Raw genomic sequence first — 23,691 nt, 5'->3', positions numbered from 1 at the left:
AAGGCGATGGGGGTGCGCGCGCATCCAAATTGTACATACCAGTAGGTACACAGTGGCCGGAGTCACCCCGCAGGTTTGTGCAACAAGTTGCATAAAGCGTCGGGCTTCCTCTAGAACATGAAGCGACGACACCGCGCACGGAGGGCCCGATGAGCCGCTACCCCCACCTGATGACCCCGCTCGACCTGGGGTTCACCACGCTGCCCAACCGCGTCCTCATGGGCTCGATGCACGTCGGCCTGGAAGAGGCCGAGCGCGGCTTCGAGCGGATGGCGGCGTTCTACGCGGCCCGCGCGCGCGGCGGCGTCGGACTCATCGTCACCGGCGGTATCGCGCCCAACGACGAGGGCCGGCCCTACGAGGGCGGCGCCAAGCTCACCACGGAGGCGGAGGCCGAGGACCACCGGACGATCACGGAGGCCGTGCACCGCGAGGGCGGCCGGATCGCCATGCAGCTCCTGCACTTCGGGCGGTACGCCTACCACAAGGACCTGGTGGCGCCGAGCCCGCTGCAGGCCCCCATCAGCCCCTTCCCGCCCCGGGAGATGACGGACGCGGACATCGAGCGGACCATCGGGGACTACGCCCGCGCGGCCCGCCTCGCGCGCCGGGCCGGCTACGACGGCGTCGAGATCATGGGCTCCGAGGGCTACCTCGTCAACGAGTTCATCGCCGCCCAGACCAACCGGCGCACGGACCGCTGGGGCGGCTCGTACGAGAACCGGATGCGCCTGCCCGTGGAGATCGTCCGGCGCGTACGCGAGGCCGTGGGCGAGGACTTCATCATCATCTACCGGCTGTCCATGCTGGACCTGGTGCCCGGCGGCTCCTCGCTCGCGCAGGTCGTCACCCTCGCCAAGGCCGTGGAGGCCGCCGGGGCGACGATCATCAACACCGGTATCGGCTGGCACGAGGCCCGCATCCCCACCATCGCCACCTCCGTGCCGCGCGGCGCCTACACCTGGGTCACCAAGAAGATCATGGGCGAGGTGTCCGTCCCGCTGGTCACCACCAACCGCATCAACACCCCCGAGCTGGCGGAGGAGTTGCTGGCCGAAGGGCACGCGGACATGGTGTCCATGGCCCGCCCGATGCTCGCCGACCCCGACTTCGTCGCCAAGGCCGCCGCCGGCACACCGGAGGCCATCAACACCTGCATCGGCTGCAACCAGGCCTGCCTCGACCACACCTTCAGCGGACAGATCACCTCCTGCCTGGTCAACCCGCGCGCCTGCCACGAGACGGAACTGGTGCTCGCCCCGACCCGGCTGCGCAAGAGCGTCGCCGTCGTGGGCGCCGGTCCGGCCGGGCTGGCCTGCGCGGTCTCCGCCGCCGAGCGCGGCCACGCCGTCACCCTGTTCGACGCCGCGAGCGAGATCGGCGGCCAGCTCAACGTCGCCCGCAAGGTCCCCGGCAAGCAGGAGTTCGACGAGACCCTGCGCTACTTCCGCCACCAGCTCGACCGGCACGGTGTCGACGTCCGCCTGGACACCCGGGTGGACTCCGGCGACCTGACGGAGTACGACGAGGTCGTCGTCGCCACCGGCGTCGCCCCCCGCACCCCCGACATCCCCGGGATCGACCACCCGAGCGTCCTCGGCTACCTCGACGTCCTGCGCGACGGCGCCCCCGTGGGCGACCGCGTCGCCGTCCTCGGCGCCGGCGGCATCGGCTTCGACGTCGCCGAGTACCTCACCGACGGCGGCGACAAGGCGAGTGAGGACCCGCGGACCTACTTCCGGCACTGGGGCGTCGACATGGACTACCAGGCGCCGGGCGGCCTCGCCGCCCCGCACCGGCCTGCCCCGCCGCGCACCGTCCACCTGCTCCAGCGCAAGACCACCAAGGTCGGTGCCGGGCTCGGCAAGACCACCGGCTGGATCCACCGCGCCGAGCTGAAACACCGCGGCGTCACCATGGTCCCCGGCGTGCGCTACGACCGCATCGACGACGCCGGCCTGCACATCACCGTCGGCGAGGAGAGCACCGTCCTGGAGGTCGACACCGTGGTGCTCTGCACCGGCCAGGAGCCCCGCCGCGACCTGTACGAGGAGCTGGTCGCCGCCGGGCGCAGCGCACACCTGATCGGCGGCGCCGACGTCGCGGCCGAGCTGGACGCCAAGCGGGCGATCAAGCAGGGCACCGAGCTGGCGGCGGTCCTGTAGGGGCCGCGGCGCGTCTCCCTAGGATGAGCCCATGTCACTCCCGCACGCGATCCTCACCGCCCTGCTGGAAAAGCCGTCGTCGGGGCTGGAGCTGACGCGCCGGTTCGACAAGTCGATCGGCTACTTCTGGTCCGCCACACACCAGCAGATCTACCGCGAGCTGGGCAGGCTGGAGGCCGAGGGCTCCATCCGCACGCTGCCGTCCGAGCAGCCGGCCCGCGGGCAGAAGAAGCGGTACGAGGTCCTGCCGGCGGGCCGCGCCGAACTGGCCCGCTGGACCGCCGCCGCGCAGGAGCCCAAACCGCAGCGGGACGTCCTGCTGCTGCGGCTGCGCGCGGCGGCCGTGGTCGGCACCGCCGGCCTGGAGGCCGACCTGCGGCGCCATCTGGAGCTGCACGAGCGGCAGTTGGCCGAGTACCAGGAGATCGAGAAGCGTGACTTCCCGGCGCACCGGGACACCCCGCAGGACCGGCTGCGCCATCTGGTCCTGCGGGCGGGCATCGACCTGGAGACCTTCTGGACCCAGTGGCTCACCCATGCTCTGACGGAGTTCGCCGAACTGCCCGAGGGGCGAGGCGGCGGCGACGCGGACGGGGAGCGCGGCGATGGTGACGCGGGGCGCGGCGAGGGTGGCCCCTGAAGCCCCTGAAGCCCCTGGAGCCTCTGAGGCACCTGAGCCCCCTACGGCCCTCAGAACCGGTACGGCTTCGCGCGGCGGCGCAGGGCCCAGCCCGTGGCGACGACACCGGCGCCCACCAGCGCCGCGCCGACGCCCAGGGTGACCGGGCCGTAGTCGCGCACGGCACCGCCCAGGCCGCCCTTGACGCCCCGGGAGGGCGCCGCCGTGTGTGTCGCCGAGATCGTCGGGCGGGTGGTGGCGGAGACGGCGGAGACGATCACCGACTGGCTGCCCGCCGTGTTGCCGCTGGAGCAGACGACGGCGACGGTGTAGGTCCCCGGGTTCACCCCGGACCACGCCGCGGACTGGCTGACGGACGTTCCGGTCAGGGCGACCTGCCGGCCCTGGGAGAAGTTCGCCTGAGCGCTGGTGAGCAGGGCCGCGGTGCCCCAGCTGCCGTTGATCAGGGTACAGGCGCTGGTGACCACCGAGACCGAGGAGCCGGTGGTACTGACGGAGATGCCGGGGGCCGCGGCGGTCGGCCCGGCGAGCACGGCCGGCAGCGCAGCGGCGGCCGCCAGGGTCAGGCCGGCTCGGATGATGGGTCGCGATGTCTGCATGGGCTGGCCTCCGGCGGCACGGTTGGCGGTACGTCCCATGCGCCGCCGAGGGTCGGAAACGCCCGTGCTGCCCTCCATCGCAGCAAACGCGGTCCCGGGCGGTCCCGCACGCAGGAGGCACCCGGCCAGGTGACGCGATCCACCGTCCGGCGCAGGGCGACACGCCGACCTCTCGTGATCGTCAGTCGCCCGTGGTGACGGTCCGTGCCACCGAGTAGCCGCCCCACGTCCCGTCCGGCAGCCGGGCCCGCAGCCGCACCCGGTGCTCCTCGCCGGCGACCCGGCCCGTGTAGAAGCCGTAGTGCGCCCGGCCGGCCGGCGGGGTGCCGCCCCACACCAGCGAGGTGGCCGCGGTGCCGTCGAGCCGGATCTGGTACTCGGTCACCACCCCGTCCGTGCGCGGCGGCATCCAGGACAGGTCGATGTAGTAGGCGCCGCCGGACCGGTGGGTCGTGGCCGTGAAGGAGGTGGGCGCGGTGCCCCGGCCGTCGTCGGTGCCCGGCGTGGTCAGACGGACCGGGCCGCTCGCGGGGGAGAGGTTGTCGGCGGCGTCCCGGGCCCGCACCGTGAAGACGTAGGCGGTACCGGGGCGCAGACCGGTGATCACGGTCGCCGTCTGGTTCCCGCCGACGCTGTGGATCTTCGCGCCACCCTGGTAGACGTCGTACGACACCACGCCCCGGTCGTCCCGCGAGGCGCTCCAGTTCAACTGGACGGCGCGACCGCCGACGGGGCGCCCGGCGGGTCGCGTCGGCCGGGTCGGCGCCGAGCGGTCCGCCGCCACCGCGGCCGGCGTCCGCGCCCGGATCGCCCGGCTCGGCGGGCCGAGACGGCCGTCCTCGTCCCGGGCCCGCACGGTGAAGGCGTACATGGTGGACGGCCTGAGCCTGGTGACGTCCACCATGTGTTCCGAACCCGGTACTTCCTTCACCTTGGTGGTGCCCCGATATACCTCGTAGGTGCGGACGCCGGGACCGTCCGTGACCGCGTTCCACATCACGTGGACGCTGGTGGCGCTGCCCGCCGTCGCGGTGATGCCGGTGGGGGCGCCGGGCGCCCGGCCCTCGTCACCTTCGGCGGCCCCGCTCCAGCCGCAGGATGCGACGAGCAGCAGCGCGCCGCACAGCGGCACGAGCGGAAGGGGAACACGTCGCACGGCTCGGCCTCCCCGAACTCCATCGGCACCACTGCAAAGGTCCGGACCAATATGACCCGAACGGCGGGTACGCATCAAGAGGGCGGCGTGCGCGACTCCCCGTGCCCGGAATCCAGGGGGTGTCGGCGACGGTCCGGGGGCGGTACGTATGCTGTGTCTCCCGATGGCCGAACTTCCCGCACCCACACGGGAGTTCAGGCCGGTGGCGCGGACACGCTGTCGTCGCCGGAACCGCGCCGGCCTGGGCGGCCGGGGGATCGGGGACGGTCATCGCCCCGGGTCCCCCGCCGCCGGCGGGCACCCGACCTCGCCGGGCCGCGCGCCCGTCCCCTCATGGGGTGTCAGAAGCGTGCTCCATCCGGCCCCTTCGGTGCGGCCCCGGTGGTCTGGTGCCCCGGTCCGCTTCACAGTGGGCCGGGTGTCCCCGCGTCCCCGAAGAGAGGGTCCCCCCATCGTGCGTGTGCGTGTCCCGTCGCTGACCCTGGCCGTGGCCGGCGTCGCCCTGCTCACCCCGGGGTCGGTGCCCACCCCGGCCGCCGCCGTCGTCCCGCCCGTCCAGGGGCCCACGGCCGGCGGCGAGGGCAGTGTCGCCGCCGCCGACCTGCTGGCCCGGCTGGGCAGGTGCCACCAGATCTCCCGCGGCCGGTATCGCACCGACGCGGACGGCTCCGCGAGCGTGCCCGTCTGCGGCACCCGGGACGCCGTCTACTGGAAGGCCGACCTCGACATCGACTGCGACGGCCGCCCCACCGCCCGCTGCAACCGCCGCACCGACCCGCTGTTCTCCGCCGCCACCGCCTTCCAGCAGTCCGACGGCAGCCATCTGAACGCCGAGACCCTGCCCTACATCGTCGTCCCCGGCCCCAGCCGCATCTGGAAGCCCTGGGTGTCCGGGGTGCGGGGCGGCTCGGTCGCCGCGATCGTCTACCGGGGACGGGTGCGGTACGCCGTCGTCGGCGACACCGGCCCGCGCGACATCATCGGCGAGGCGTCCTACGCCACTGCCCGGGGGCTCGGCATCCGGACCGATCCGCGCTACGGCGGGGCGGCCTCCGGGGTCACCTACATCGTGTTCAGGAACTCCCGGACGCGGTCCATCGAGGACCACGCCGCGGCGATCGCGCAGGGGGAGCGGCTGGCCAGGCGGTTCCTGACGGCCAAGTAGGCCGTCACACCTTCCGGTAGCCGTAGGCCTCCACGGCCGCGGCCTCCACCGCGTCCAGGTCACCGCCCGCGGCCGCGGTGACGACCGCCGCCACCGCGCCCTCGACGAACGGGGCGTCCACCAGCCGCGAGGCGTCCGGCAGTTCGTCGCCCTCGGCGAGCAGCGCCTTCACGGTCAGCACGGCGCTGCCGAGGTCCGTCAGCAACGCCACCCCGGCGCCCCGGTCGACCGAGGCCGCCGCGGCGGAGATCAGCTCGGCGCTGGTGCCGAGCCCGCCGCCCTCCGTACCGCCCGCGGCGGCGACCGGCACCGCCGCGGCCCCGCCCGCCAGCCCCTTCGCCAGCTCCGCCACCGAGGCGGCGACCTCGGCGCTGTGCGACACCAGCACGATCCCGACCACCCGCTGTGCGCTCACGGTCAGCCCTCCGCCGTCCCGGCCGCTTCCTCGAGCGCGGCGATCAGCAGTGCCGACGAGGTCGCCCCGGGGTCCTGGTGGCCGATGCTGCGCTCGCCGAGATAGCTCGCCCGTCCCTTGCGCGCCTGCAACGGCACGGTGGCCACCGCGCCCTCCTCGGCGGCGGCCCGAGCGGCGGCGAAACCGTTGCCCAGTGCCTCCACGGCCGGCACCAGCGCGTCCAGCATGGTCTTGTCACCGGGCGCCGCCCCACCGAGGGTCATCAGCCCGTCCACACCCGCCCGCAGCCCCTCGGCCAGCTGCTCCAGATCGACCTCGGCGGCATCACCGAGCGCCTTGCCGGTCCGGCGCAGCAGGGTGCCGTACAACGGCCCGGAGGCGCCGCCGACCGTCGAGATCAACTGCCGTCCGGCCAGGGTCAGGACGCCGCCCGGGGTATCCGGCGCGTCCTTGTCCACGGCGGCCGCCACGGCCCGGAACCCGCGCTGGAGGTTGCTGCCGTGGTCCGCGTCCCCGATGGCCGCGTCCAAGGCGGTGAGTCGGTCCGCCTCGCGGTCGATGGACGCGGCGGCCACCGTCATCCAACGGCGGAAGAAGTCGGCGTCGAGCACTGCGTCTCCTTGCGTGGTACGGCTGTTGACGGGTAGTGAAGGGGAGGGCGGTCGCGTCGCCCGCCCCGCGCTCTCACATGCCCCAGCGCAGCGCCGGGGTCTTCACCGGCGCGTCCCACAGCCGGAGCAGCTCCTCGTCTACCTGACACAGCGTCACCGAGGCGCCCGCCATGTCCAGGGAGGTGACGTAGTTGCCGACGAGGGTGCGGGCCACGGGCACCCCGCGTTCGCCGAGCACCCGCTGCACCTCGGCGTTGAAGCCGAACAGCTCCAGCAACGGGGTGGCGCCCATGCCGTTGACCAGCACCAGCACGGGAGCGTGCGGGGGCATGTCCTCCAGGATCGCGTTCACCGCGAAGTCGGCGATCTCCCCGGAGGTCATCATCGCGCGCCGCTCCCGGCCCGGTTCCCCGTGGATGCCGATGCCCAACTCCAGCTCGCCGTCCGGCAGATCGAAGGTGGGGCTGCCCTTCGCCGGTGTCGTACAGGCGCTGAGCGCGACACCGAAGCTGCGCGAGCTGTCGTTCACCTGGCGGCCCACGGACTCCACCCGCTCCAGCGGCTGCCCCTCCGCCGCCGCGGCGCCCGCGATCTTCTCCACGAACAGCGTCGCCCCGGTGCCGCGCCGCCCGGCCGTGAAGAGACTGTCGGTGACCGCGACGTCGTCGTTCACGAGCACCTTGCCGATCCGGATGCCCTCGTCCTCGGCCAGCTCGGCCGCCATGTCGAAGTTCAGTACGTCGCCGGTGTAGTTCTTCACGACGAACAGCACCCCCGCACCGCTGTCCACCGCGGCCGCGGCACGCGCCATCTGGTCCGGTACCGGCGAGGTGAACACCTCCCCGGGACAGGCCGCGGACAGCATGCCGGGTCCGACGAACCCGCCGTGCAGCGGCTCGTGCCCCGATCCGCCGCCCGACACCAGGCCGACCTGCCCGGCCACGGGCGCGTCCCGGCGGACGATCACCCGGTTCTCCACGTCCACGGTCAGATCGGGATAGGCGGCCGCCATGCCGCGCAGCGCGTCCGCCACGACCGTCTCCGGCACGTTGATCAGCATCCTCATGGGGGTCTCCTTGTGAGGCTCGCACTGGACTCGGGGTCTGTCGCCGATTGGCCGCCGACTTCGCTGACGGGCCGTCACGCGCAGACGGCCCTCCCTGGGGAGTGGTCGCCCGTCCCGTCTACTCGAAGTATCGACCTTGCGGCGGCGAAGGTCACCTGCGACGCTACGACGTCACGGTGCGTAGCGTCACGAGTACGCGGCCGCGCGAGGCAGCGTGGGGGACCCGGCCCACCCCGCCCTACCAGCTGCGCCAGGGGCGTGTCTGATGCCAGAGGCGGTCGACGCTGTTGGTGGCCCGGTACAGGAAGACGCCGCTGAAGTCGGCACCGATCCTCTCGACCGCGGCGGCGAGCTCGGTGGAGTCGGCCGGCCGCAGGCTCCACCAGCCGGTCGCGGCGCCGCCCGGGTCGTCGCGGGGGAGGTCGGTCTGCTCGGGGACCGTCCGCCACGACTGCGCGGGGTCGTCGGCGTCGCACTTCCCGAGGATCACCCGTACCCCGACGGCCGGAGCGCTCTCGGTCGCCAGGCAGAGTTGGCCGGCGGTCTCGTTGCGGATCCGCCAAGTGCCGTCTCCCCGGTCCAGGAATCGCCATGTGAGGGTCTTGCGCCGCTCGTAGCCCGCGCTCCGGTGCGTGGCACTCCAGTTGCCGTTCAAGGTGCCGTCGTCCCAGATCCCCAGCCGGGAGCCGTCGGACCGGTTGATGATCTCCTGACCCGGGATGTCGGCGGCCTCGGCGGCCCGGACCGCGGGTGCCGGCGAAACGGGATCGTAGGTCTCCGCGGCCGCCAGGGAGGCTGCACCCAGGCCGAGGACGGCGGCGGCGACCATCGTGCCGCGCAGTCGTGGCGCCGAACGGGTGCGCATGGGTGCTCCTTTCCGGGGTGGCAGCCGGCCGTATCAGGCGACCCGCCACAGGCACGGCCCGGCGGCGAAGCCGAGTCCGGTCCGACCGGACGTCGCTCGCCCGCTGAGTGGAATGCGATCTTCCACGGGGCTCGGGGGGTTGATGCCCTGCTCGCCGCGTCGCTATCGCCGCGCGGCCCGGACCGGTCGGCAAACCACTCGGGAAGGCGGACCGGAGGCGCGCGGTTGCGTGACACGCGGTGATGAGGTCCCGGGCGTGCGCCTGGCAGATATGAGGGCGATCGCTCGTCGCCGTCGCCCCTCGCGCGCGTGCGGCAGCGCATCGGCCGGCCCGCCGGGGGAACTCGGCCGCGGGGGAAACGAGGGCCGCCGACCGGCGGAGGAGGTGCCACGGCCGTGGACGACTGGGACATGGGGCGGAGGCGCGACGAGGTACCGCTGTCGCCGGCGGAACGGCTGGCGCTGCTGCGGATCGAGGCGGGTCTGCGGCAGGACCGCCGGTTCGCCCGCCGCATGGGCGAGGCCCGGCACGGGGTGTGGCTGCCGACGGCGGTGCTGTTGCTGGTGGCCGCCTCGGTGTTCGTCGCCGTCATGGGTGCGCACACCTCGGATCCCGCGCTGCCGTGGTGCTTCACCCTGCTGTGGCCGCTGACCCTCTTCCAGGCGTTCCGGCTGCTGTGCCGGGTGACCCGCGACCGTACCGACCGCTCCAGGCCGGGCCCGGGGGCCGTCACCCCCTGGCTCTGAGCCTCCCCAGCCCGGCCGTCCTGGCCCTGAAACCGCCGGGGCCGGGGGCGTCGTCGGCGCGCGGAGTCCTCCGTGCCGTGATAAGGGGCCGCTGAAGTCGCGCCGACGCCGCTCATTCCGGACAATGAGCGTGCAACGTATGAATTCAACTGGCAGGGGAACTCGGCTGCCAGTGCCGTCCAGACAGCGGCGGCCGACCAGGGCGGTCCTGCGGAGCAGCGGGAAACCGGCCCCTGTCCTTTCCTCCCTCGACGGTCCCCCCGACGGGCCGAAGACAGCGGTCCGCCGACGCGGCACGCGCCGAACGCCCCATGGAGGCGCGTTTCCGCGGGCGCGGACGACGAGGACGACGTGGACGAAGGAAGAGCCACCATGACTGGTGAGACACCGTTTTCCTGGCGGCGCGCCCTCGTGACCGGCGGCGCGGGCTTCCTCGGCTCCCATCTGTGTGAGCGGCTGCTGGATTCAGGCGTCGAAGTCGACTGCGCCGACAACCTCGCCTGCGGTCGCCGCGAGAACGTCGCACAGCTGGAGGACCGCCCCGGCTTCCGGTTCGTGGAATGCGACGTCTGCGCTCCCGACTGTCCCGCGCACCTGCCGGGCCGGTACGACCTGGTCCTGCACTTCGCCTGTCCGGCCTCGCCGGCCGACTATCTGCGCATGCCCCTGGAGACCCTGGACGTCGGCAGCCTCGGCACCCGCAACGCCCTGGCGATCGCCGAACGCGACGGCGCGCGCCTGCTGCTCGCCTCCACCTCCGAGGTGTACGGCGACCCCCTGGTGCACCCCCAGCACGAGGGTTACTGGGGCAACGTGAACCCCATTGGGCCGCGCAGCGTGTACGACGAGTCCAAGCGGTTCGCCGAGGCACTCGTCACCGCCTACGCCGGCACCCGGGGGACGGACGCCGGCATCGTGCGGCTGTTCAACACCTACGGTCCCCGCATGCGCGCCCACGACGGTCGCGCCGTGCCCACCTTCGTCTGCCAGGCCCTTTCGGGCGAGCCGCTCACCGTCACCGGTGACGGCAGCCAGACCCGCTCCCTGTGCTACGTGGACGACACCGTCGACGGTGTCCTGCGGGTGGCCGCCAGCAAGTCCGTACGGCCCGTGAACATCGGCGGCAGCGACGAGATCACCGTCGCCGAACTGGCCCGCCGGGTGGTCGACCTCACCGGCTCCCGCTCGCCGATCGCGTTCGTCGACCGGCCCGTGGACGACCCCTGCCGCAGACGCCCCGACACCACCCTCGCCCGCGAACTGCTCGGCTGGTCACCGCAGGTCGCCTGGGAGGAGGGCCTGAAGAAGACCATCGCCTACTTCGCGACCCGGCCCACATGAGGTCCCGGGGGCCGCCCGGCAGCACCGCGCGGGCGTGCCTCCCGCCCCGCCCACGAGCCCCGGCCGAGACGGACCCGGACTCCGGCGGTCCCGCCCCTGCCCCTGCCCGCCAGCCGCCCTGGAGACAGCGCATGCATGTCCTCGGAATCAACGCACTCTTCCACGACCCCGCCGCGGCCCTGATCACAGACGGCAAGGTCATGGCGGCGGCGGAGGAGGAGCGGTTCTCCCGCCGCAAGCACGGCAAGCGACCCCTGCCCTTCTCCGCCTGGGAGCTTCCCGAGCAGTCGGCCCGCTGGTGCCTGCGGCAGGCCGGCCTCGAACCGTCCGACCTGGACGCCGTCGCCTACTCCTACGACCCCGCGCTCGCCCGCCCCGCCGCCCGGCTGGGACTGCACGACCCCTGGGACGCGCTGCGCCAGGAGTACGCCCGCCGGGCGCCGGAGTTCCTCGCCGAGGCCCTGCCCGGACTCGACCCCGCCAAGGTCCGCTTCGTCGCCCACCACGTGGCGCACGCCGCCTCCGCCGGATCCGTCTCGCCGTACCCCGACTGCGCCGTCCTCGTCCTGGACGGCCGCGGCGAGTGCGGCTCCCACCTGGCCGGCCGCTGCACCAACCGCGAGCTGACCGTCCTCGGCACCCAGGAACTGCCCGACTCCCTCGGCCTGTTCTACGAGGACCTCACCGAGCACCTCGGCTTCCTGCGCAGCAGCGACGAGTTCAAGGTCATGGCCCTCGCCTCCTACGGCACCCCGCGCTTCGCCGACCGGCTGCGCGCCTACGTCCACGCCGACGACCGGGGCGGCTTCCGGGCCCGCCCGGTGCCCTGGACCGAACTCGTCCCGGCCCGACCGGCCGACGGCTCCTGGAACCAGGACCACGCCGACCTCGCGGCCAGCGCCCAGCTGTGCCTGGAGGAGACCATGCTGGCGCTCGCCCGCGGGCTGCGCGAGCGCACCGGCGAGGACGCGCTCACCCTGGCCGGCGGCGTCGCGCTGAACTGCGTCGCCAACACCCGGCTGTGGCGGGAGAGCGGCTTCCGGCACGTATGGGTGCAGCCCGCCGCCGGCGACGCCGGGACCGCCCTGGGCGCCGCCGCCTACATCGCCGGCCAGAAGGACACCCTGGAGCCGATGCCGACCGCCGCCCTCGGCCGTGGCTGGAGCGACGCCGAACTGCGCGAGTGGCTGGAGCGGGCGGCCGTACCCTACGAGGAGCCCGCCGACATCGCGGAGACGGCCGCCGAGGCGCTGGCCGCCGACGGGATCGTCGCCTGGTTCCAGGGCCGTAGCGAGTACGGTCCGCGCGCGCTCGGCCACCGCTCGCTGCTCGCCCACCCGGGCAAGGCCGCCAACCTGGAGCGGCTCAACGCGGTCAAGGGACGCGAGGAGTTCCGCCCGGTGGCCCCGATGGTGCTCGCCGAGCGGGCGGCCGACCTGTTCGACGGACCGCTGCCCAGCCCCCACATGCTGTTCGTGCACGACGTCGCCGCGGACTGGAGGGCCCGCATCCCGGCCGTCGTCCACGTCGACGGCACCGCGCGCATCCAGACCGTGGACCGCGCCCAGGAACCCCTCGTGGCCCGGATGATCGACGGCTTCGAACGCCGTACCGGCCTGCCGGTCGTGGTCAACACCAGCCTGAACACCGCCGTCCGGCCCATGGTCGACGACCCCCGGGACGCGCTGGAGTGCTTCGGCTCGGCCCCCGTCGACCTGCTGGTGCTGGGACCGTTCGCGATCCGTCGAGGGAAGGCGTTCGCATGAGTGACACGCCCGCCTACACCGTCGTCGTCCCGACGATCGGCCGCCCGTGCCTCGCCGAGTGCCTGCGCGCCCTCGCCGAGGCGGCCGGGCACGCCCCGCACGAGGTGATCGTCGTGGACGACCGGCCCGAGCCGGACGGCGACCTGCCGCTCCAGTCGGCCGGACAACTCCTGGACCGGGTGCGCACCCTGCGCACCTGCGGCAAGGGGCCGGCCGCCGCCCGCAACGCCGGCTGGCGTTCCGTCCGTACACCCTGGACGGTCTTCCTCGACGACGACGTCCAGGTGCTCCCCGACTGGTCCCGGCTGCTCGCCGAGGATCTGCGGCAGGCCGGGGAGGAGGTCGGCGGCATCCAGGGGCGACTGCGGGTCCCGCTGCCCGCGGACCGCCGGCCCACCGACTGGGAACGCAACACCAAGGGCCTGGAGAACGCCGCCTGGGCGACGGCGGACATGGCCTACCGCACCCGGGCCCTCACCCGGGTCGGCGGCTTCGACGAACGTTTCCCGCGCGCCTTCCGGGAGGACGCCGACCTCGCCCTGCGGGTGGAGCGGGCCGGCTGGACGCTGGAGCGCGGCACACGGGTCACCCGCCACCCGGTCCGCCCTGCGCACTGGTGGGCCTCCCTGCCCGCCCAGCGCGGCAACGCCGACGACGCGCTGATGAACCGGCTGCACGGGCGCGACTGGTGGGACCGCGCCCAGGCGCCCCGGGGCCGGCTGCGCCGCCACCTCGCGGTCACCGGCGCCGCGCTCGCCGCCACGTCCTGCGCGCTCACCGGCCGCCGCCGGGCCGCGAGCGTGTGCGCGGCGCTGTGGACGCTGGGCACCGCCGAGTTCGCCCTCGCCCGCATCCTTCCCGGACCGCGCACCACCCGCGAGGTCGCCGGGATGCTCGGCACCAGCGTGCTCATCCCGCCCCTCGCCGTCCGGCACTGGCTGCGCGGAATCGTCCGCCACCGGCATGCCAGGCCCCTCGGAGGTGCCGGGTGAGTACCGTGTCCGCCGTCCTGTTCGACCGCGACGGCACCCTCGTGGCGGACGTGCCGTACAACGGCGACCCCGACCGGGTCCGGCTGCTGCCGGGCGCCGCGCGGGCCGTGGCGCTGGCGCGGGCCCACGGCCTGGCCACCGGTGTGGTCAGCAACCAGTCCGGCATCGGGCGCGGACTGCTCACCGCCGGACAGGTGCGCCGCGTCAACGCGCGCGCCGACGCGCTGCTCGGCGGGCTGGACGTGTGGCTGTTCTGTCCGCACGCCCCGGACACCGGCTGCGGCTGCCGCAAGCCGCGCCCCGGTCTGATCCTGGCGGCCGCCGCCCGCCTGGGCGTCCCGCCCGCCGCGTGCCTGGTGGTCGGCGACATCGCGGCCGACGTCCTGGCCGCCCGGGCGGCGGGCGCGCGTGGCGTGCTGGTGCCGAACGCGGCCACCGCGACGGACGAGGTGGAACGTTTCGCCCCGGTGAGCGCCCCCGACCTGCCGAGCGCGGTACGCGGCGCTCTGGAGGACGTGGAGGATCCGGGACGACCCGACCCCGTGGAGTGTGCCGACGCTCCGGCCGGGAGGCGGTCGCGATGAGGGCCCTCGTCGTCCGGCTCGACAGCTTCGGTGACGTGCTGCTCGCCGGCCCCGCCGTACGCGCCGTCGCCGCCCACGCCGGGCACGTCACGCTGCTCTGCGGCCCGCGCGGGGCGGACGCCGCCCGGCTGCTGCCCGGCGTCGACGAGGTGCTGGTGTGGGAGGCGCCCTGGGAGGGCTTCGACCCGCCCCCGGTCGTCCCGGCGGACGTGGACGCGCTGATCGGGCGGCTGCGGGCCGGAGCCTACGACGCCGCCCTGGTCCTCACCTCGTACCACCAGAGCCCGCTGCCCACCGCGCTGCTGCTGCGGCTCGCGGGCGTCGGCCGGATCGGCGCCGAGAGCGTGGACCACGCCGGGCGGCTGCTCGACGTACGCCACCGCAGGCGGGAGGGCCGGCACGAGGCCGAGGCGGCCCTCGACACCGCCGCCGCCATGGGATTCCAACCGCCGCCCGGGGACGACGGCCGGCTGCGCGTGCTGCCTCCCCCCGACACCGGCGGCCTGACCGGCAACGGCCCATACGTCGTCCTCCACCCCGGCGCCAGCGCACCCGCACGCGCCTGGAGCCCCCACCGGTGCGCCGAGGCCGTGTCGCTGCTCGCCGACGCCGGGCACCGCGTGGTCGTCACCGGCGGCCCCGGCGAGGAGGATCTCACCCGGCACGTCGCCGGCGGCCTGGCCGTGGACCTCGGCGGCCGGACCGGACCACGCACCCTGGCCGGGGTACTGCGCCTCGCCGACGTCGTCGTCAGCGCCAACACCGGCCCCGCCCACCTCGCCGCCGCCGTCGGCACACCCGTGGTCAGCCTGTTCGCGCCGGTGGTACCCGCCGCGCGCTGGGCGCCGTACGGCGTCCCCGTCATCCTGCTCGGCGACCAGTCGGCGCCATGCGCGGACACCAGGGCCCTCACCTGCCCGGTGCCCGGCCACCCCTGCCTGGACGAGGTCACCGGGCAGGACGTGGTGCGCGCGGTGCACAAGCTCATCCAGGAGCGGCACTCATGAACATCCTCGTATGGCACGTGCACGGTTCATGGCTCACCCCCTTCGTGCAGGGCCCCCACACCTACCTGGTCCCGGTCACCGACGACCGGGGACCCGACGGGCTGGGCAGGGCCGTGACCTGGGACTGGCCGGCGTCCGTACGGGAACGGACCCCGGACCAACTACGGCACGACGACATCGACCTGATGGTGCTGCAACGGCCGCACGAACTCGACCTGGCCCCGCGCTGGACCGGCCGGCGCCCCGGCGTGGACGTGCCCGCCGTGTACGTCGAGCACAACAGCCCCGACGCCTCACCCGAGCGCCAACTCCACGCGCTGGCCGGGCAGTCCAGGATCCCCATCGTCCACGTCACCCACTTCAACCGGCTGATGTGGGACAACGGCCGCGCCCCGACCGAGGTCGTGGAGCACGGCGTCATCGACCCCGGCCCGCTGTGGACCGGCACCGAACGGCGCGCGGCGGTCGTGGTCAACGAACCCGTGCGCAGGGGCCGTACGACCGGAACGGACCTGCTGCCCCGCTTCGCCCGGGCCGCTCCGCTGGACGTCTTCGGGATGCGCGCCGACAAACTCGCCGCGTACCTGGGCCTGCCACCCGAGCGCTGCCGCACCCGCGACCTGCCCCAGCACCGGCTGCACCGCGAGATGGCCAGGTGCCGGGTCTATCTGCACCCCGTGCGCTGGACCTCGCTCGGACTGTCCCTGCTGGAGGCCATGTTCCTGGGCATGCCCGTGGTCGCCCTGGACACCACCGAGGTCCGCGAGGCCGTACCCGACGGCGCCGGGGTGGTCTCCAACCGCCTCGACGTACTGGAGGACGCCGTCCGCGCGTTCCTCGCCGAACCGGAGCACGCGCGCCGCACGGGCGAGACAGCCCGCGCCGCGGCACAGGCCCGCTACGGAGAGCGGCGCTTCCTGGACGACTGGGAGCGCCTGATCAAGGAGGTCACCCGATGACCCGCATCCCGCACACGGCCGGGCGCGTCGCCATGGTCTCCGAGCACGCCAGCCCCCTGGCCGCGCTCGGCGGACCGGACGCGGGTGGCCAGAACGTGTACGTGGCCCAGCTCGCCCGGCAACTCGCCAGAAGGGGACACCTGGTCACGGTGTACACCCGGCGGGACTCGACGAGTCTGCCCGACCGGGTGACCCTGATCGACGGCGTGCAGCTCGTGCATGTGCCGGCCGGCCCGCCCACACCCGTCCCCAAGGACGAACTCCTGCCGTACATGCCCGAGTTCGGCGACTTCCTGGCCCGGCAGTGGGCGACGAGCCCACCCGACGTGGTGCACGCCCACTTCTGGATGTCCGGCCTCGCCGCCCTGACCGGCACCCGGGGACTCGGCGTCCCCGTCGTCCAGACCTACCACGCGCTCGGCACCGTGAAGAAGCGCTACCAGGGCGCCGCCGACACCAGCCCGGCCGCACGCCTCGCGATCGAGGAGGCCATCGGCCACGAGTGCGCCCGGATCATCGCCACATGCAGCGACGAGGTCGCCGAACTGAAGGCCATGGGCCTGCCGGAGGACCGGATCAGCGTCGTGCCCTGCGGAGTGGACCCCGACGCCTTCGCGCCCGTCGCGCCGCCCCGGCCGCCCGGTGTGCGGCGGCGGCTGCTGACCGTCGGCCGGCTGGTGCCCCGCAAGGGCTTCGACCACGCCATCCGCGCCCTGGCCGGCGTCCCCGACGCCGAACTCCTCATCGCCGGCGGCCCCGAGGCCCACCTACTCGGCTCCGAGCCCGAGGCCGCGCGCCTCCACCGCATCGCCGGCGAGTACGGGGTGTCCGACCGGGTGACCCTCCTCGGCGGGGTCGGCAGGGCCCGGATGCCCCGGCTGATGTCCCAGGCCGACCTGGTGCTGTCGCTGCCCCTGTACGAGCCCTTCGGCATCGTCCCGCTGGAGGCCATGGCCTGCGCCACCCCCGTGGTGGCCACCGCGGTGGGCGGCCAGCTCGACACCGTCGTGGACGGCACCACGGGCGTCCTCGTCCCGGCCGACCACGACTACGACCTCGGCGCGGTCGTCCGCTCCCTGCTCGCCGACCCCGACCGGCTCGCCCGCTACGGCGCCGCCGGCCGCGAACGGGTCCTCGCCCACTACACCTGGGACCGCGTGGCCGACGGCGTGGCCGGAGCCTACGGCGCCGCCTGCTCGGCCCACTCGCTCTCCGGAGTCGTCCGATGAGGCCCGTCACCAGCACGAAGCCGGTCACCGGCGCGCAGAGCGGATCCGAGGCGCTCTCTGCCGCGAAGGCACTCCCGGACGTCACCCACTGCGACGACCTGGTCAAGGCGCTGGAGACCTTCCGCGACCAGGGCCCGCTCATCGAACGCTGGGGCACCGCACTCGCCCGGCGTCTCGGCGGCGGCGCCCGGCTGCTCGTCGCGGGCAACGGCGGCAGCGCCGCGCAGGCACAGCATCTGACGGCCGAACTGGTCGGACGTTACCGCGAGGACCGGCCGCCGTTCTCCGCGCTCGCACTGCACGCCGACACCTCCTCCACGACCGCGATCGCCAACGACTACGGCGTGCAGGAGGTGTTCGCCCGGCAGACCGCCGCCCACGGCCGCCCCGGAGACGTGCTCATGCTGCTGTCCACCAGCGGCGCGAGCGCCAACCTGCTGGCCGCCGCCGAGCGCGCCCGCGACCTCGGCATGACGGTGTGGGCGCTGACGGGGCGCCCGCCCAACCCCCTCCAGCTCGACGCCGACGAGGCGGTGTGCGTCGACGCCCCGCTCTCCGCCACCGTGCAGGAAGTGCACCTGGTCGCCGTGCACATGCTCTGCGAGGCGTTCGACGACGCGGTCGAGCGGGGGGAGGCGGGCGCGCGCGAGGAGCAGGTCGCGGACGCCGGGCCGGGGACGGACTCCGCGCGGCAGACCCACGGCAGGCCGGGGGCCGGCGGCCGACGCACCGGACGCGCGGACCCGGCCGTCGGCCGGGCCACGCCCGACGGACCCGCGGCCCCCGGGAAGGGACAGGCATGAGCACCTCTCGCACACCCCTGGTCGTCGTGGGAGACGCCCTGCTCGACCACGATCTGTGCGGCCGCGCCGAACGGCTGGCCCCCGACGCACCGGTGCCGGTGGTGCACGGCACCCGGCGAAGCTCGCGTCCGGGCGGCGCGGCCCTCGCCGCCTGCCTCGCCGCCGGCGACGGCCGCCCGGTCACCCTCGTCACCGCGCTCGGCGACGACGCGGCCAGCGACACCCTGCGCGAACTGCTGGCCGACCGCGTCGACCTGGTGGAGGTGCCGCTCGACGGCACCCTCAGCAGCAAGACCCGGATCCTCGCCGGGGACCGGCCACTGCTGCGCCTGGACGACGGAGAGGGCCGCGCCCGCACGGCCACCGAGGCCGCCGAGGCCGCCGTCACCGGTGCCGGGGGCGTCCTGGTCGCGGACTACGGCCGGGGCACCGCCGATGTCCTGCGGGCGGCCCTGAGCGCCGCGGCCGGCGGGGCACCCGTCGTCTGGGACCCCCATGTACGGGGCCGGGCCCCGGTTCCCGGCGTCCGGCTGGCCACCCCCTCGGCACAGGAGGCCCGCGCCTTCGCCCGGGAACTGGCCGACGACGCGGACGACCGCACCGACGAGGCGGGCCTGCGCACGGCCGCCCGCGACGCCCGCACGCTCGTCGGCGCCTGGCGGGTCGGCGCCGTCGCCGTGACCCTGGGCGAGCGTGGCGCGCTGCTCTCCCACGGTGAGACGCCGCTGCTCGTGCCGACGCCGGCCGCCGCGGACCGGGACCCCTGTGGAGCCGGGGACCGGTTCGCCGCGACCGCCGCCGGACTGCTCGCCGACGGCACGCTCACCGAGGCCGCCGTGCAGGCGGCCGTGCACGCCGCCAGCCGCTACGTGGCCGAAGGCGGTGCCCGCGCGATCGCCACGCCCGAGGAGCCGCGTGCGCGGGCCGAGGGCGCGTCCGGCGCGGACACGACCTCGGACGCGGTGCGTACGGCCGCCCGGATCCGGGCGGCGGGCGGAACCGTCGTCGCCGCGGGCGGCTGCTTCGACCTGCTGCACGCCGGGCACGTCGCGCTGCTCCAGGCCGCCCGCCGGGCCGGTGACTGCCTGGTCGTCTGCGTCAACTCCGACGGCTCGGTGCGTCGTCGCAAGGGTGACGGCCGCCCGCTCGTCCCGGTCGCCGACCGCGTCCGGGTGCTGCGCGCCCTGGAGTGCGTGGACGCCGTAGCGGTCTTCGACGAGGACACGCCCGAACGCATCCTCGGCGAACTCCGCCCGCACATCTGGGCCAAGGGCGGCGACTACGCGCGCACCCGGCTGCCCGAACAGCCCCTGGTGGAGAGCTGGGGCGGCCAGGTCCTGCTGCTGCCCTACCTCGACGGCCGGTCCACCACGGGCCTGGCGCGCCGCGCGGCCCTGACCCCGGCACGGACGCAAGGACCGACGGGGTGAGCCCCGCGTGCGCACCGGCCGCCGGCCTCCCGGCCACGGCGCACCCCCCGACCGTCCTGGTACTGCGCGCGCTCGGACTGGGTGATCTCCTGGCCGGTGTGCCCGCGCTGCGCGGCATCCGGCGAGCCTTCCCGAGGCACCGGATCCTCCTCGCCCAGCCGGCGGGGCTGGCCGAACCCGCCCTGGCCACCGGCGCGATCGACGCCGTGCTGGCCGCCGAGGCGCCGGGCCGGGCGGTGCCGTCCCTCGGGCGCTGGACCGGAGCGCCGCCCGACGTCGCGATCGACCTGCACGGGAACGGCCCCGAGAGCCGCGACGCGCTCGCCGCCCTGCGCCCACGCCGTCTGCTCGCCCACGCCTGCCCGGACGGGCCGCCCTGGCAGGGCCACGCCCACGAGCGGAGCCGCTGGTGCGCCTTCCTGCGCGGCTACGGCATCGCGGCCGACCCCCTGGACCTGCGGCTGCCCCGCCCCGACACACCCTCGCCGGCGCCGGGCGCGGTGGTCGTGCACCCGGGAGCCGCCTCCGGCTCGCGCCGCTGGCCGGGGGAGCGGTTCGCCGCCGTCGTACGCTGCCTGCGCGCCGCAGGACACCGAGTGGTCCTCACCGGCGGCCCGGACGAGGACGCCCTGGTGCGCGCGGTCGCCGAGCGCGGCGGGCAGCGGGCGGGCGACGTACTCACCGGCGGTCTGCCCTGGCGCGAGCTGTCGGCACTGGTCGCCGAGGCGTCCCTGGTGCTCAGCGGCGACACCGGCCTGGCACATCTCGCGGTCGCCCACGGCACCCGCTCCGTCACCCTGTTCGGCCCCGTCTCCCCGCGTCTGTGGGGGCCGCCCCGCAGCCCGGACCATCTGGCCCTGTGGCGGCCCGGACCGCCCGGCGACCCGCACGGTCGCACCCCGGACGCCCGTCTGATGCGGCTGAGCACCGGCGAGGTCGCCGCGGCCTGCCTGATGCTGCTCCGGCCCGCCCGCGACCGGCCCCCGCGCCACCGACCGGAGACGGCGCGAGTCCTCCACTGAACGGCCCCCGAGCCGCACCTTCGGCCCCTCGGCCGCGCCCACCGGCCCCCAGCCGCACCCACCGGTTCCGCGACCGGGCGTCAACCGGGCGGCGACCCGGGCGCGGGCGCGCCGGAGCCGGCGCGGGGCCGAGCGCGGCGGCGCCCGGAACGTCACCCACTCGGCGGTACATACGCCGAGCCGCACGATGTACCCCGACCCGCCCCGCGCCGCCGCACCGCCACCGGAAGCGGGAGGCCGTGGCCTCACCCGGGCGGCGCGCCGCGTGGCGCCCGCACCACCGCAGCGGTTGAGCCCCTCCTGCCCACCGTGCAAGGTGGTTCAAGGTCAGGAAAGAGGCCGACCGAGTACCGTGCGACGTTCCTGTCTGGGTGATGCCATGAAAGCTCCTCCCGACCGTCTCGGCGTACCGGCCGCCGCGCTGGTGATCGAGTCCTCCGTCGTCGAGGGACTCCCCGCCGAGGGCGCCCTGCTCCTGCGCATGTCCGGCAGTCTCGACGCGCACGGAGCCCGGTCCTGGTCGGCGGAGCTGAGGGGCCATCTGGAACAGGCCGACCGCGCCGGACTGCGCCCCGTCCTCGACATGGCCCACGCGCAGCTGACCGGCTCGGCCGTGCTCCGCACGCTCAGTGAGACGGCCCGGGCCCGCACCGGACGCCCCGACCTGATCATCGTCAGGGCCCGCCCCGGAGTGCGCGAGGCGGTGCACCTCGCGTGTCTGGACGGCGTACGGCTGTACGCCACCCTCGACGAGGCACTGCGCGAGCTGGCCCGCGGCGCCGCCCGGGTGGAGGAACCGCCCGCCTGGCGCTCGGAGATGGCGGACCCGCTGCGCCCCTCCTACGAGGACCTTCACCAGGAGGTCCGCGCCCTGCGCGCCCGGGTGCGCACCGCCCCGGTGATCGGCATGGCGCAGGGCACGCTGATGGCCCGCTACGGCCTGCCGGACTCGGGCAGCGCCTTCCGGGCGCTGCGGGAGGCCTCGCAGCGGTTCAACGTACCGCTGCGTGTCCTCGTCTCCGCCGTCGTGGTGGCCCGGCCCCCGGAGGGCGAGGTGTGGTTCCCGGGCCGTCGGCCCCTGCCCGTGCCCCCGCTGCGGCTGCTGGGCCGGGGTGGCCGGGATCCGCGCTACCGGCGGCAGATGGTCGACGCGGTGCTGCGCGAGGCGCTGGCCATCGGGCGGGCGCCCGCCGGGTACGTGCAGTTCGTGGACCCTGCCGTCAACGCGCTCACACTGGAGACCCACCACGGCTGCGCCGAGGCCTACCTCGACCACGTGGTGCGCGGCCGGGGCGACGGCACGGCCGACGCGGCCGCCCGGACGCGAGGGCGCCCGGTGACCGTGGCCGACGTGGCCACCGATCCCCTGCTCTGCGACGAGAACCGGCGTGCCCTGCTGACCACCGGCACCCGTGCCCTGCAGAGCGTGCCCGTGCTGTCCTCGGCGGGCTCCTGCACCGGTGTGATCACCCTGCTCCGGTCCGGCGCCGGCGACCGTCCCACCGCCGCGCGGGACGAGGCCCTCGGCGCGCTGGCCCGCGACACGGCGGCATGGCTGAGCTGGTACCACCGCTCGGTACTGCTCGACGCGCTCGAGCACCTCCACCGGACGCTGACGCGCCCCGCCGCCTGACCCGCTCCCGCAGGCGGACGGCCGCGGGATGCCCGCGCTAGGCTCCCCCCATGCGGATCTCCGTCTCCTCCGACATGGACGAACCCGTGGCCCGCCTTCTCGTGGCCGAGCTGAGCCGCCGTGGGCACGAGGTGCGTACGCACGGTGCGCTGCGGCCCGGGGCCGACGCCCGGTGGGCCGTCTGCTCGGCGGCGGCCGCCCGCGATGTCGCCGAGGGGGCGGCCGAGCAGGCGGTGGTGTGCTGCTGGACCGGCACCGGCGCCTCCATCGCCGCCAACAAGGTGCCGGGCGTACGCGCCGCCCTGTGCACGGACGCCGCCACCGCGCAGGGCGCCCGGCGCTGGAACGACGCCAATGTCCTGGCGCTCGGCCTGCGTCTGACCTCACAAGCGCTGCTGGGGGAGATCCTCGACGCCTGGTTCGCCGCCGAGCCGAGCGACGACCCGGAGGACGTGCGGAACGTGGCGCACGTCGGCCGCCTGGACACCGCCGGCCGCACGGGATCCCGACACACGCCGGACGCCTGATCCACCAGGTTCAAACGGACCTCAGTGGGCGCCGAGGCCGCCGCCGCCGAACGAGCCGCTGGAACCGCTGCTCCAGCGCGGCCGGTCCTTGGACTCGCTCGGCCTGGAGTGCATGTTGCTCAGCTCGTACGGGGTCAGCGGGCGGCCACCCTTCGGTATCTGCGGGATCTCCGAGCCCTCGCGGTTCTCCCGCACTTCGTGCACCGCTCCCTCGGCCGGCAGCCGGGGCTGTTCCTCGGGCCGGGGCCGAGCGGACTCGCGGTACTTGATCCGGGAGTTCATCCAGAAGCCGCCGGCGAGCAGTGCGAGGACGCCCATGGCCACGACGAACATCACCAGGCTCACCAAGCCGCTCGCTGCGGCCAACTGCGTCGATGCGGTAGTCATGCGAGAGAAATACCCCTCCCACAACGGTACGAACCAGGACACTTTGGGTGTCCGATCGTCGACGGTCGGCGACCCCGGCCGACGGCCCCCGGCAGTGGTTTGCCACCCCGCGCCCCGGCTACCCGCACAGCGTGACACCGTCGATTTCGCAACAGCAGCTGTACCGGTTCCTGGAGGACCGCTTCACCTGTGCCCAGGCGTGCACCGAGTGCGCCCGGACCTGTGCGATCCGGGCGAGCCTGGTCGAACCGGACGGCAGCGAGTGCCAGGAGCGCGTACGCCGCATGGGCATCATGTGCGCCGAGGTGTGCGACGCCACCTGCCGTGTGCTGAGCGAGGACACCCGGCAGGACGAGGACGCCATCCGGGTCCGGCTGGAGTGGTGCCGCTCGGTCTGCCTGGACTGCGCCCACGCCTTCGAGGCCTACCCGGGCGCCGAGTCCTCGGCGGCGACGTGCAGGGCCTGCGCCGAGGCGTGCTCGCACTTCCTGGAGACCCTCGGGTGACCGCCCCGGCCGCCCCGACGAAGGCCTGTTGACTGTCACGGTGGCCGCCGCACCGTCGGCAGCCTTCCGGCGGCGG

Annotated in this window: 24 protein-coding genes; 17 read left to right on the top strand and 7 right to left on the bottom strand. The window is 74.8% G+C overall.

Annotated elements, in window-relative coordinates; all coding sequences use genetic code 11:
• Positions 1–149 precede the first annotated feature (149 nt).
• On the top strand, positions 150–2,165 hold the full coding sequence (locus ACIBA9_RS07445) for an FAD-dependent oxidoreductase (RefSeq protein ID WP_399360542.1): 2,016 nt from the start codon (positions 150–152) through the stop codon (positions 2,163–2,165).
• A gap of 31 nt (positions 2,166–2,196) precedes the next feature.
• Entirely contained in the window at positions 2,197–2,805 is a 609-nt protein-coding gene (locus tag ACIBA9_RS07440; protein WP_399360540.1) for a PadR family transcriptional regulator, read from the top strand.
• Between the two features lie 50 nt (positions 2,806–2,855).
• Here ACIBA9_RS07440 and ACIBA9_RS07435 read toward each other — a convergent pair whose 3' ends face one another.
• Positions 2,856–3,404, bottom strand: coding sequence for a hypothetical protein (locus ACIBA9_RS07435; protein ID WP_399360538.1), 549 nt, complete (start codon positions 3,402–3,404; stop codon positions 2,856–2,858).
• A gap of 181 nt (positions 3,405–3,585) precedes the next feature.
• Positions 3,586–4,560: a fibronectin type III domain-containing protein gene (locus tag ACIBA9_RS07430; RefSeq protein ID WP_399360536.1), complete on the bottom strand. Its 975-nt coding sequence runs from the start codon at positions 4,558–4,560 to the stop codon at positions 3,586–3,588.
• Positions 4,561–5,020: 460 nt separating this feature from the next.
• Between ACIBA9_RS07430 and ACIBA9_RS07425 the strand changes: the two genes are divergently transcribed.
• The gene (locus tag ACIBA9_RS07425; protein WP_399361248.1) at positions 5,021–5,725 is read left to right on the top strand and encodes a glycoside hydrolase family 75 protein; all 705 of its coding nucleotides are present in this window, start codon (positions 5,021–5,023) and stop codon (positions 5,723–5,725) included.
• 4 nt (positions 5,726–5,729) lie between these two features.
• On the opposite strand, the gene ACIBA9_RS07420 is transcribed toward ACIBA9_RS07425, so the two are convergent.
• The 4 genes from ACIBA9_RS07420 to ACIBA9_RS07405 form a co-directional block, all read right to left on the bottom strand.
• The gene (locus tag ACIBA9_RS07420; RefSeq protein WP_362159185.1) at positions 5,730–6,140 is read right to left on the bottom strand and encodes a PTS fructose transporter subunit IIA; all 411 of its coding nucleotides are present in this window, start codon (positions 6,138–6,140) and stop codon (positions 5,730–5,732) included.
• A gap of 2 nt (positions 6,141–6,142) precedes the next feature.
• Positions 6,143–6,751, bottom strand: coding sequence for a dihydroxyacetone kinase subunit DhaL (dhaL, locus tag ACIBA9_RS07415; protein ID WP_399360534.1), 609 nt, complete (start codon positions 6,749–6,751; stop codon positions 6,143–6,145).
• Between the two features lie 73 nt (positions 6,752–6,824).
• Positions 6,825–7,817 (bottom strand): dihydroxyacetone kinase subunit DhaK, encoded by a 993-nt coding sequence (gene dhaK / locus ACIBA9_RS07410; RefSeq protein WP_399360532.1) that lies wholly within the window; start codon positions 7,815–7,817, stop codon positions 6,825–6,827.
• 238 nt (positions 7,818–8,055) lie between these two features.
• Positions 8,056–8,682: a hypothetical protein gene (locus tag ACIBA9_RS07405; RefSeq protein ID WP_399360530.1), complete on the bottom strand. Its 627-nt coding sequence runs from the start codon at positions 8,680–8,682 to the stop codon at positions 8,056–8,058.
• Positions 8,683–9,078: 396 nt separating this feature from the next.
• Here ACIBA9_RS07405 and ACIBA9_RS07400 point away from each other — a divergent pair, with 396 nt between their 5' ends.
• From ACIBA9_RS07400 to ACIBA9_RS07340, 13 genes are all read left to right on the top strand, one after another.
• Positions 9,079–9,429: a DUF3040 domain-containing protein gene (locus ACIBA9_RS07400; RefSeq protein WP_399360528.1), complete on the top strand. Its 351-nt coding sequence runs from the start codon at positions 9,079–9,081 to the stop codon at positions 9,427–9,429.
• Positions 9,430–9,801: 372 nt separating this feature from the next.
• Positions 9,802–10,770, top strand: a complete 969-nt coding sequence (locus ACIBA9_RS07395; RefSeq protein ID WP_399360526.1) for a UDP-glucuronic acid decarboxylase family protein — start codon at positions 9,802–9,804, stop codon at positions 10,768–10,770.
• 131 nt (positions 10,771–10,901) lie between these two features.
• Complete coding sequence (locus ACIBA9_RS07390; protein ID WP_399360524.1) at positions 10,902–12,536, top strand: carbamoyltransferase; 1,635 nt, start codon at positions 10,902–10,904, stop codon at positions 12,534–12,536.
• Positions 12,533–13,528: a glycosyltransferase family 2 protein gene (locus ACIBA9_RS07385; RefSeq protein WP_399360522.1), complete on the top strand. Its 996-nt coding sequence runs from the start codon at positions 12,533–12,535 to the stop codon at positions 13,526–13,528. The genes ACIBA9_RS07390 and ACIBA9_RS07385 overlap by 4 nt, the downstream gene beginning before the upstream one ends.
• On the top strand, positions 13,525–14,112 hold the full coding sequence (locus ACIBA9_RS07380; protein WP_399360520.1) for an HAD-IIIA family hydrolase: 588 nt from the start codon (positions 13,525–13,527) through the stop codon (positions 14,110–14,112). The genes ACIBA9_RS07385 and ACIBA9_RS07380 overlap by 4 nt, the downstream gene beginning before the upstream one ends.
• Complete coding sequence (locus tag ACIBA9_RS07375) at positions 14,109–15,119, top strand: glycosyltransferase family 9 protein (RefSeq protein WP_399360518.1); 1,011 nt, start codon at positions 14,109–14,111, stop codon at positions 15,117–15,119. Before ACIBA9_RS07380 ends, ACIBA9_RS07375 begins: the two co-directional genes overlap by 4 nt.
• Entirely contained in the window at positions 15,116–16,078 is a 963-nt protein-coding gene (locus ACIBA9_RS07370) for a glycosyltransferase (RefSeq protein WP_399360516.1), read from the top strand. The genes ACIBA9_RS07375 and ACIBA9_RS07370 overlap by 4 nt, the downstream gene beginning before the upstream one ends.
• Positions 16,075–17,307, top strand: coding sequence for a glycosyltransferase (locus tag ACIBA9_RS07365; RefSeq protein ID WP_399360514.1), 1,233 nt, complete (start codon positions 16,075–16,077; stop codon positions 17,305–17,307). Before ACIBA9_RS07370 ends, ACIBA9_RS07365 begins: the two co-directional genes overlap by 4 nt.
• Positions 17,304–18,110 carry an SIS domain-containing protein gene (locus ACIBA9_RS07360; protein ID WP_399360512.1) on the top strand — a complete coding sequence of 269 codons (807 nt, stop codon included), beginning with the start codon at positions 17,304–17,306 and terminating at the stop codon, positions 18,108–18,110. Before ACIBA9_RS07365 ends, ACIBA9_RS07360 begins: the two co-directional genes overlap by 4 nt.
• On the top strand, positions 18,107–19,540 hold the full coding sequence (locus ACIBA9_RS07355; RefSeq protein ID WP_399360510.1) for a PfkB family carbohydrate kinase: 1,434 nt from the start codon (positions 18,107–18,109) through the stop codon (positions 19,538–19,540). Before ACIBA9_RS07360 ends, ACIBA9_RS07355 begins: the two co-directional genes overlap by 4 nt.
• On the top strand, positions 19,537–20,562 hold the full coding sequence (locus ACIBA9_RS07350) for a glycosyltransferase family 9 protein (protein WP_399360508.1): 1,026 nt from the start codon (positions 19,537–19,539) through the stop codon (positions 20,560–20,562). Before ACIBA9_RS07355 ends, ACIBA9_RS07350 begins: the two co-directional genes overlap by 4 nt.
• A 379-nt stretch (positions 20,563–20,941) precedes the next feature.
• The gene (locus ACIBA9_RS07345) at positions 20,942–22,195 is read left to right on the top strand and encodes an ANTAR domain-containing protein (protein WP_399360506.1); all 1,254 of its coding nucleotides are present in this window, start codon (positions 20,942–20,944) and stop codon (positions 22,193–22,195) included.
• Between the two features lie 50 nt (positions 22,196–22,245).
• The gene (locus ACIBA9_RS07340) at positions 22,246–22,722 is read left to right on the top strand and encodes an RpiB/LacA/LacB family sugar-phosphate isomerase (protein ID WP_362159149.1); all 477 of its coding nucleotides are present in this window, start codon (positions 22,246–22,248) and stop codon (positions 22,720–22,722) included.
• A 21-nt stretch (positions 22,723–22,743) separates the two neighbouring features.
• On the opposite strand, the gene ACIBA9_RS07335 is transcribed toward ACIBA9_RS07340, so the two are convergent.
• Entirely contained in the window at positions 22,744–23,109 is a 366-nt protein-coding gene (locus tag ACIBA9_RS07335; protein ID WP_399360504.1) for a DUF6479 family protein, read from the bottom strand.
• Positions 23,110–23,240: 131 nt separating this feature from the next.
• Here ACIBA9_RS07335 and ACIBA9_RS07330 point away from each other — a divergent pair, with 131 nt between their 5' ends.
• Complete coding sequence (locus ACIBA9_RS07330) at positions 23,241–23,615, top strand: ferredoxin (protein WP_399361246.1); 375 nt, start codon at positions 23,241–23,243, stop codon at positions 23,613–23,615.
• The last annotated feature ends 76 nt before the right edge of the window (positions 23,616–23,691 follow it).

It is taken from the genome of Streptomyces sp. NPDC051452, assembly GCF_044454765.1.
Lineage (GTDB): Bacteria > Actinomycetota > Actinomycetes > Streptomycetales > Streptomycetaceae > Streptomyces.
The sequence above is the reverse complement of the archived record's forward strand: the minus strand, read 5'-3'. Positions and strand labels throughout refer to the sequence as shown.

Excerpts from the sequence above, each read along its gene's own strand:
- ACIBA9_RS07335 (WP_399360504.1), bottom strand. The coding sequence starts at position 23,109 with ATGACTACCGCATCGACGCAGTTGGCCGCAGCGAGCGGCTTGGTGAGC.
- ACIBA9_RS07405 (WP_399360530.1), bottom strand. The coding sequence starts at position 8,682 with ATGCGCACCCGTTCGGCGCCACGACTGCGCGGCACGATGGTCGCCGCC.
- ACIBA9_RS07355 (WP_399360510.1), top strand. The coding sequence starts at position 18,107 with ATGAGCACCTCTCGCACACCCCTGGTCGTCGTGGGAGACGCCCTGCTC.
- dhaK (WP_399360532.1), bottom strand. The coding sequence starts at position 7,817 with ATGAGGATGCTGATCAACGTGCCGGAGACGGTCGTGGCGGACGCGCTG.
- ACIBA9_RS07395 (WP_399360526.1), top strand. The coding sequence starts at position 9,802 with ATGACTGGTGAGACACCGTTTTCCTGGCGGCGCGCCCTCGTGACCGGC.
- ACIBA9_RS07440 (WP_399360540.1), top strand. The coding sequence starts at position 2,197 with ATGTCACTCCCGCACGCGATCCTCACCGCCCTGCTGGAAAAGCCGTCG.
- ACIBA9_RS07370 (WP_399360516.1), top strand. The coding sequence starts at position 15,116 with ATGAACATCCTCGTATGGCACGTGCACGGTTCATGGCTCACCCCCTTC.
- ACIBA9_RS07445 (WP_399360542.1), top strand. The coding sequence starts at position 150 with ATGAGCCGCTACCCCCACCTGATGACCCCGCTCGACCTGGGGTTCACC.
- ACIBA9_RS07385 (WP_399360522.1), top strand. The coding sequence starts at position 12,533 with ATGAGTGACACGCCCGCCTACACCGTCGTCGTCCCGACGATCGGCCGC.
- ACIBA9_RS07345 (WP_399360506.1), top strand. The coding sequence starts at position 20,942 with ATGAAAGCTCCTCCCGACCGTCTCGGCGTACCGGCCGCCGCGCTGGTG.
- ACIBA9_RS07365 (WP_399360514.1), top strand. The coding sequence starts at position 16,075 with ATGACCCGCATCCCGCACACGGCCGGGCGCGTCGCCATGGTCTCCGAG.
- ACIBA9_RS07435 (WP_399360538.1), bottom strand. The coding sequence starts at position 3,404 with ATGCAGACATCGCGACCCATCATCCGAGCCGGCCTGACCCTGGCGGCC.
- ACIBA9_RS07390 (WP_399360524.1), top strand. The coding sequence starts at position 10,902 with ATGCATGTCCTCGGAATCAACGCACTCTTCCACGACCCCGCCGCGGCC.
- ACIBA9_RS07340 (WP_362159149.1), top strand. The coding sequence starts at position 22,246 with ATGCGGATCTCCGTCTCCTCCGACATGGACGAACCCGTGGCCCGCCTT.
- ACIBA9_RS07360 (WP_399360512.1), top strand. The coding sequence starts at position 17,304 with ATGAGGCCCGTCACCAGCACGAAGCCGGTCACCGGCGCGCAGAGCGGA.
- ACIBA9_RS07375 (WP_399360518.1), top strand. The coding sequence starts at position 14,109 with ATGAGGGCCCTCGTCGTCCGGCTCGACAGCTTCGGTGACGTGCTGCTC.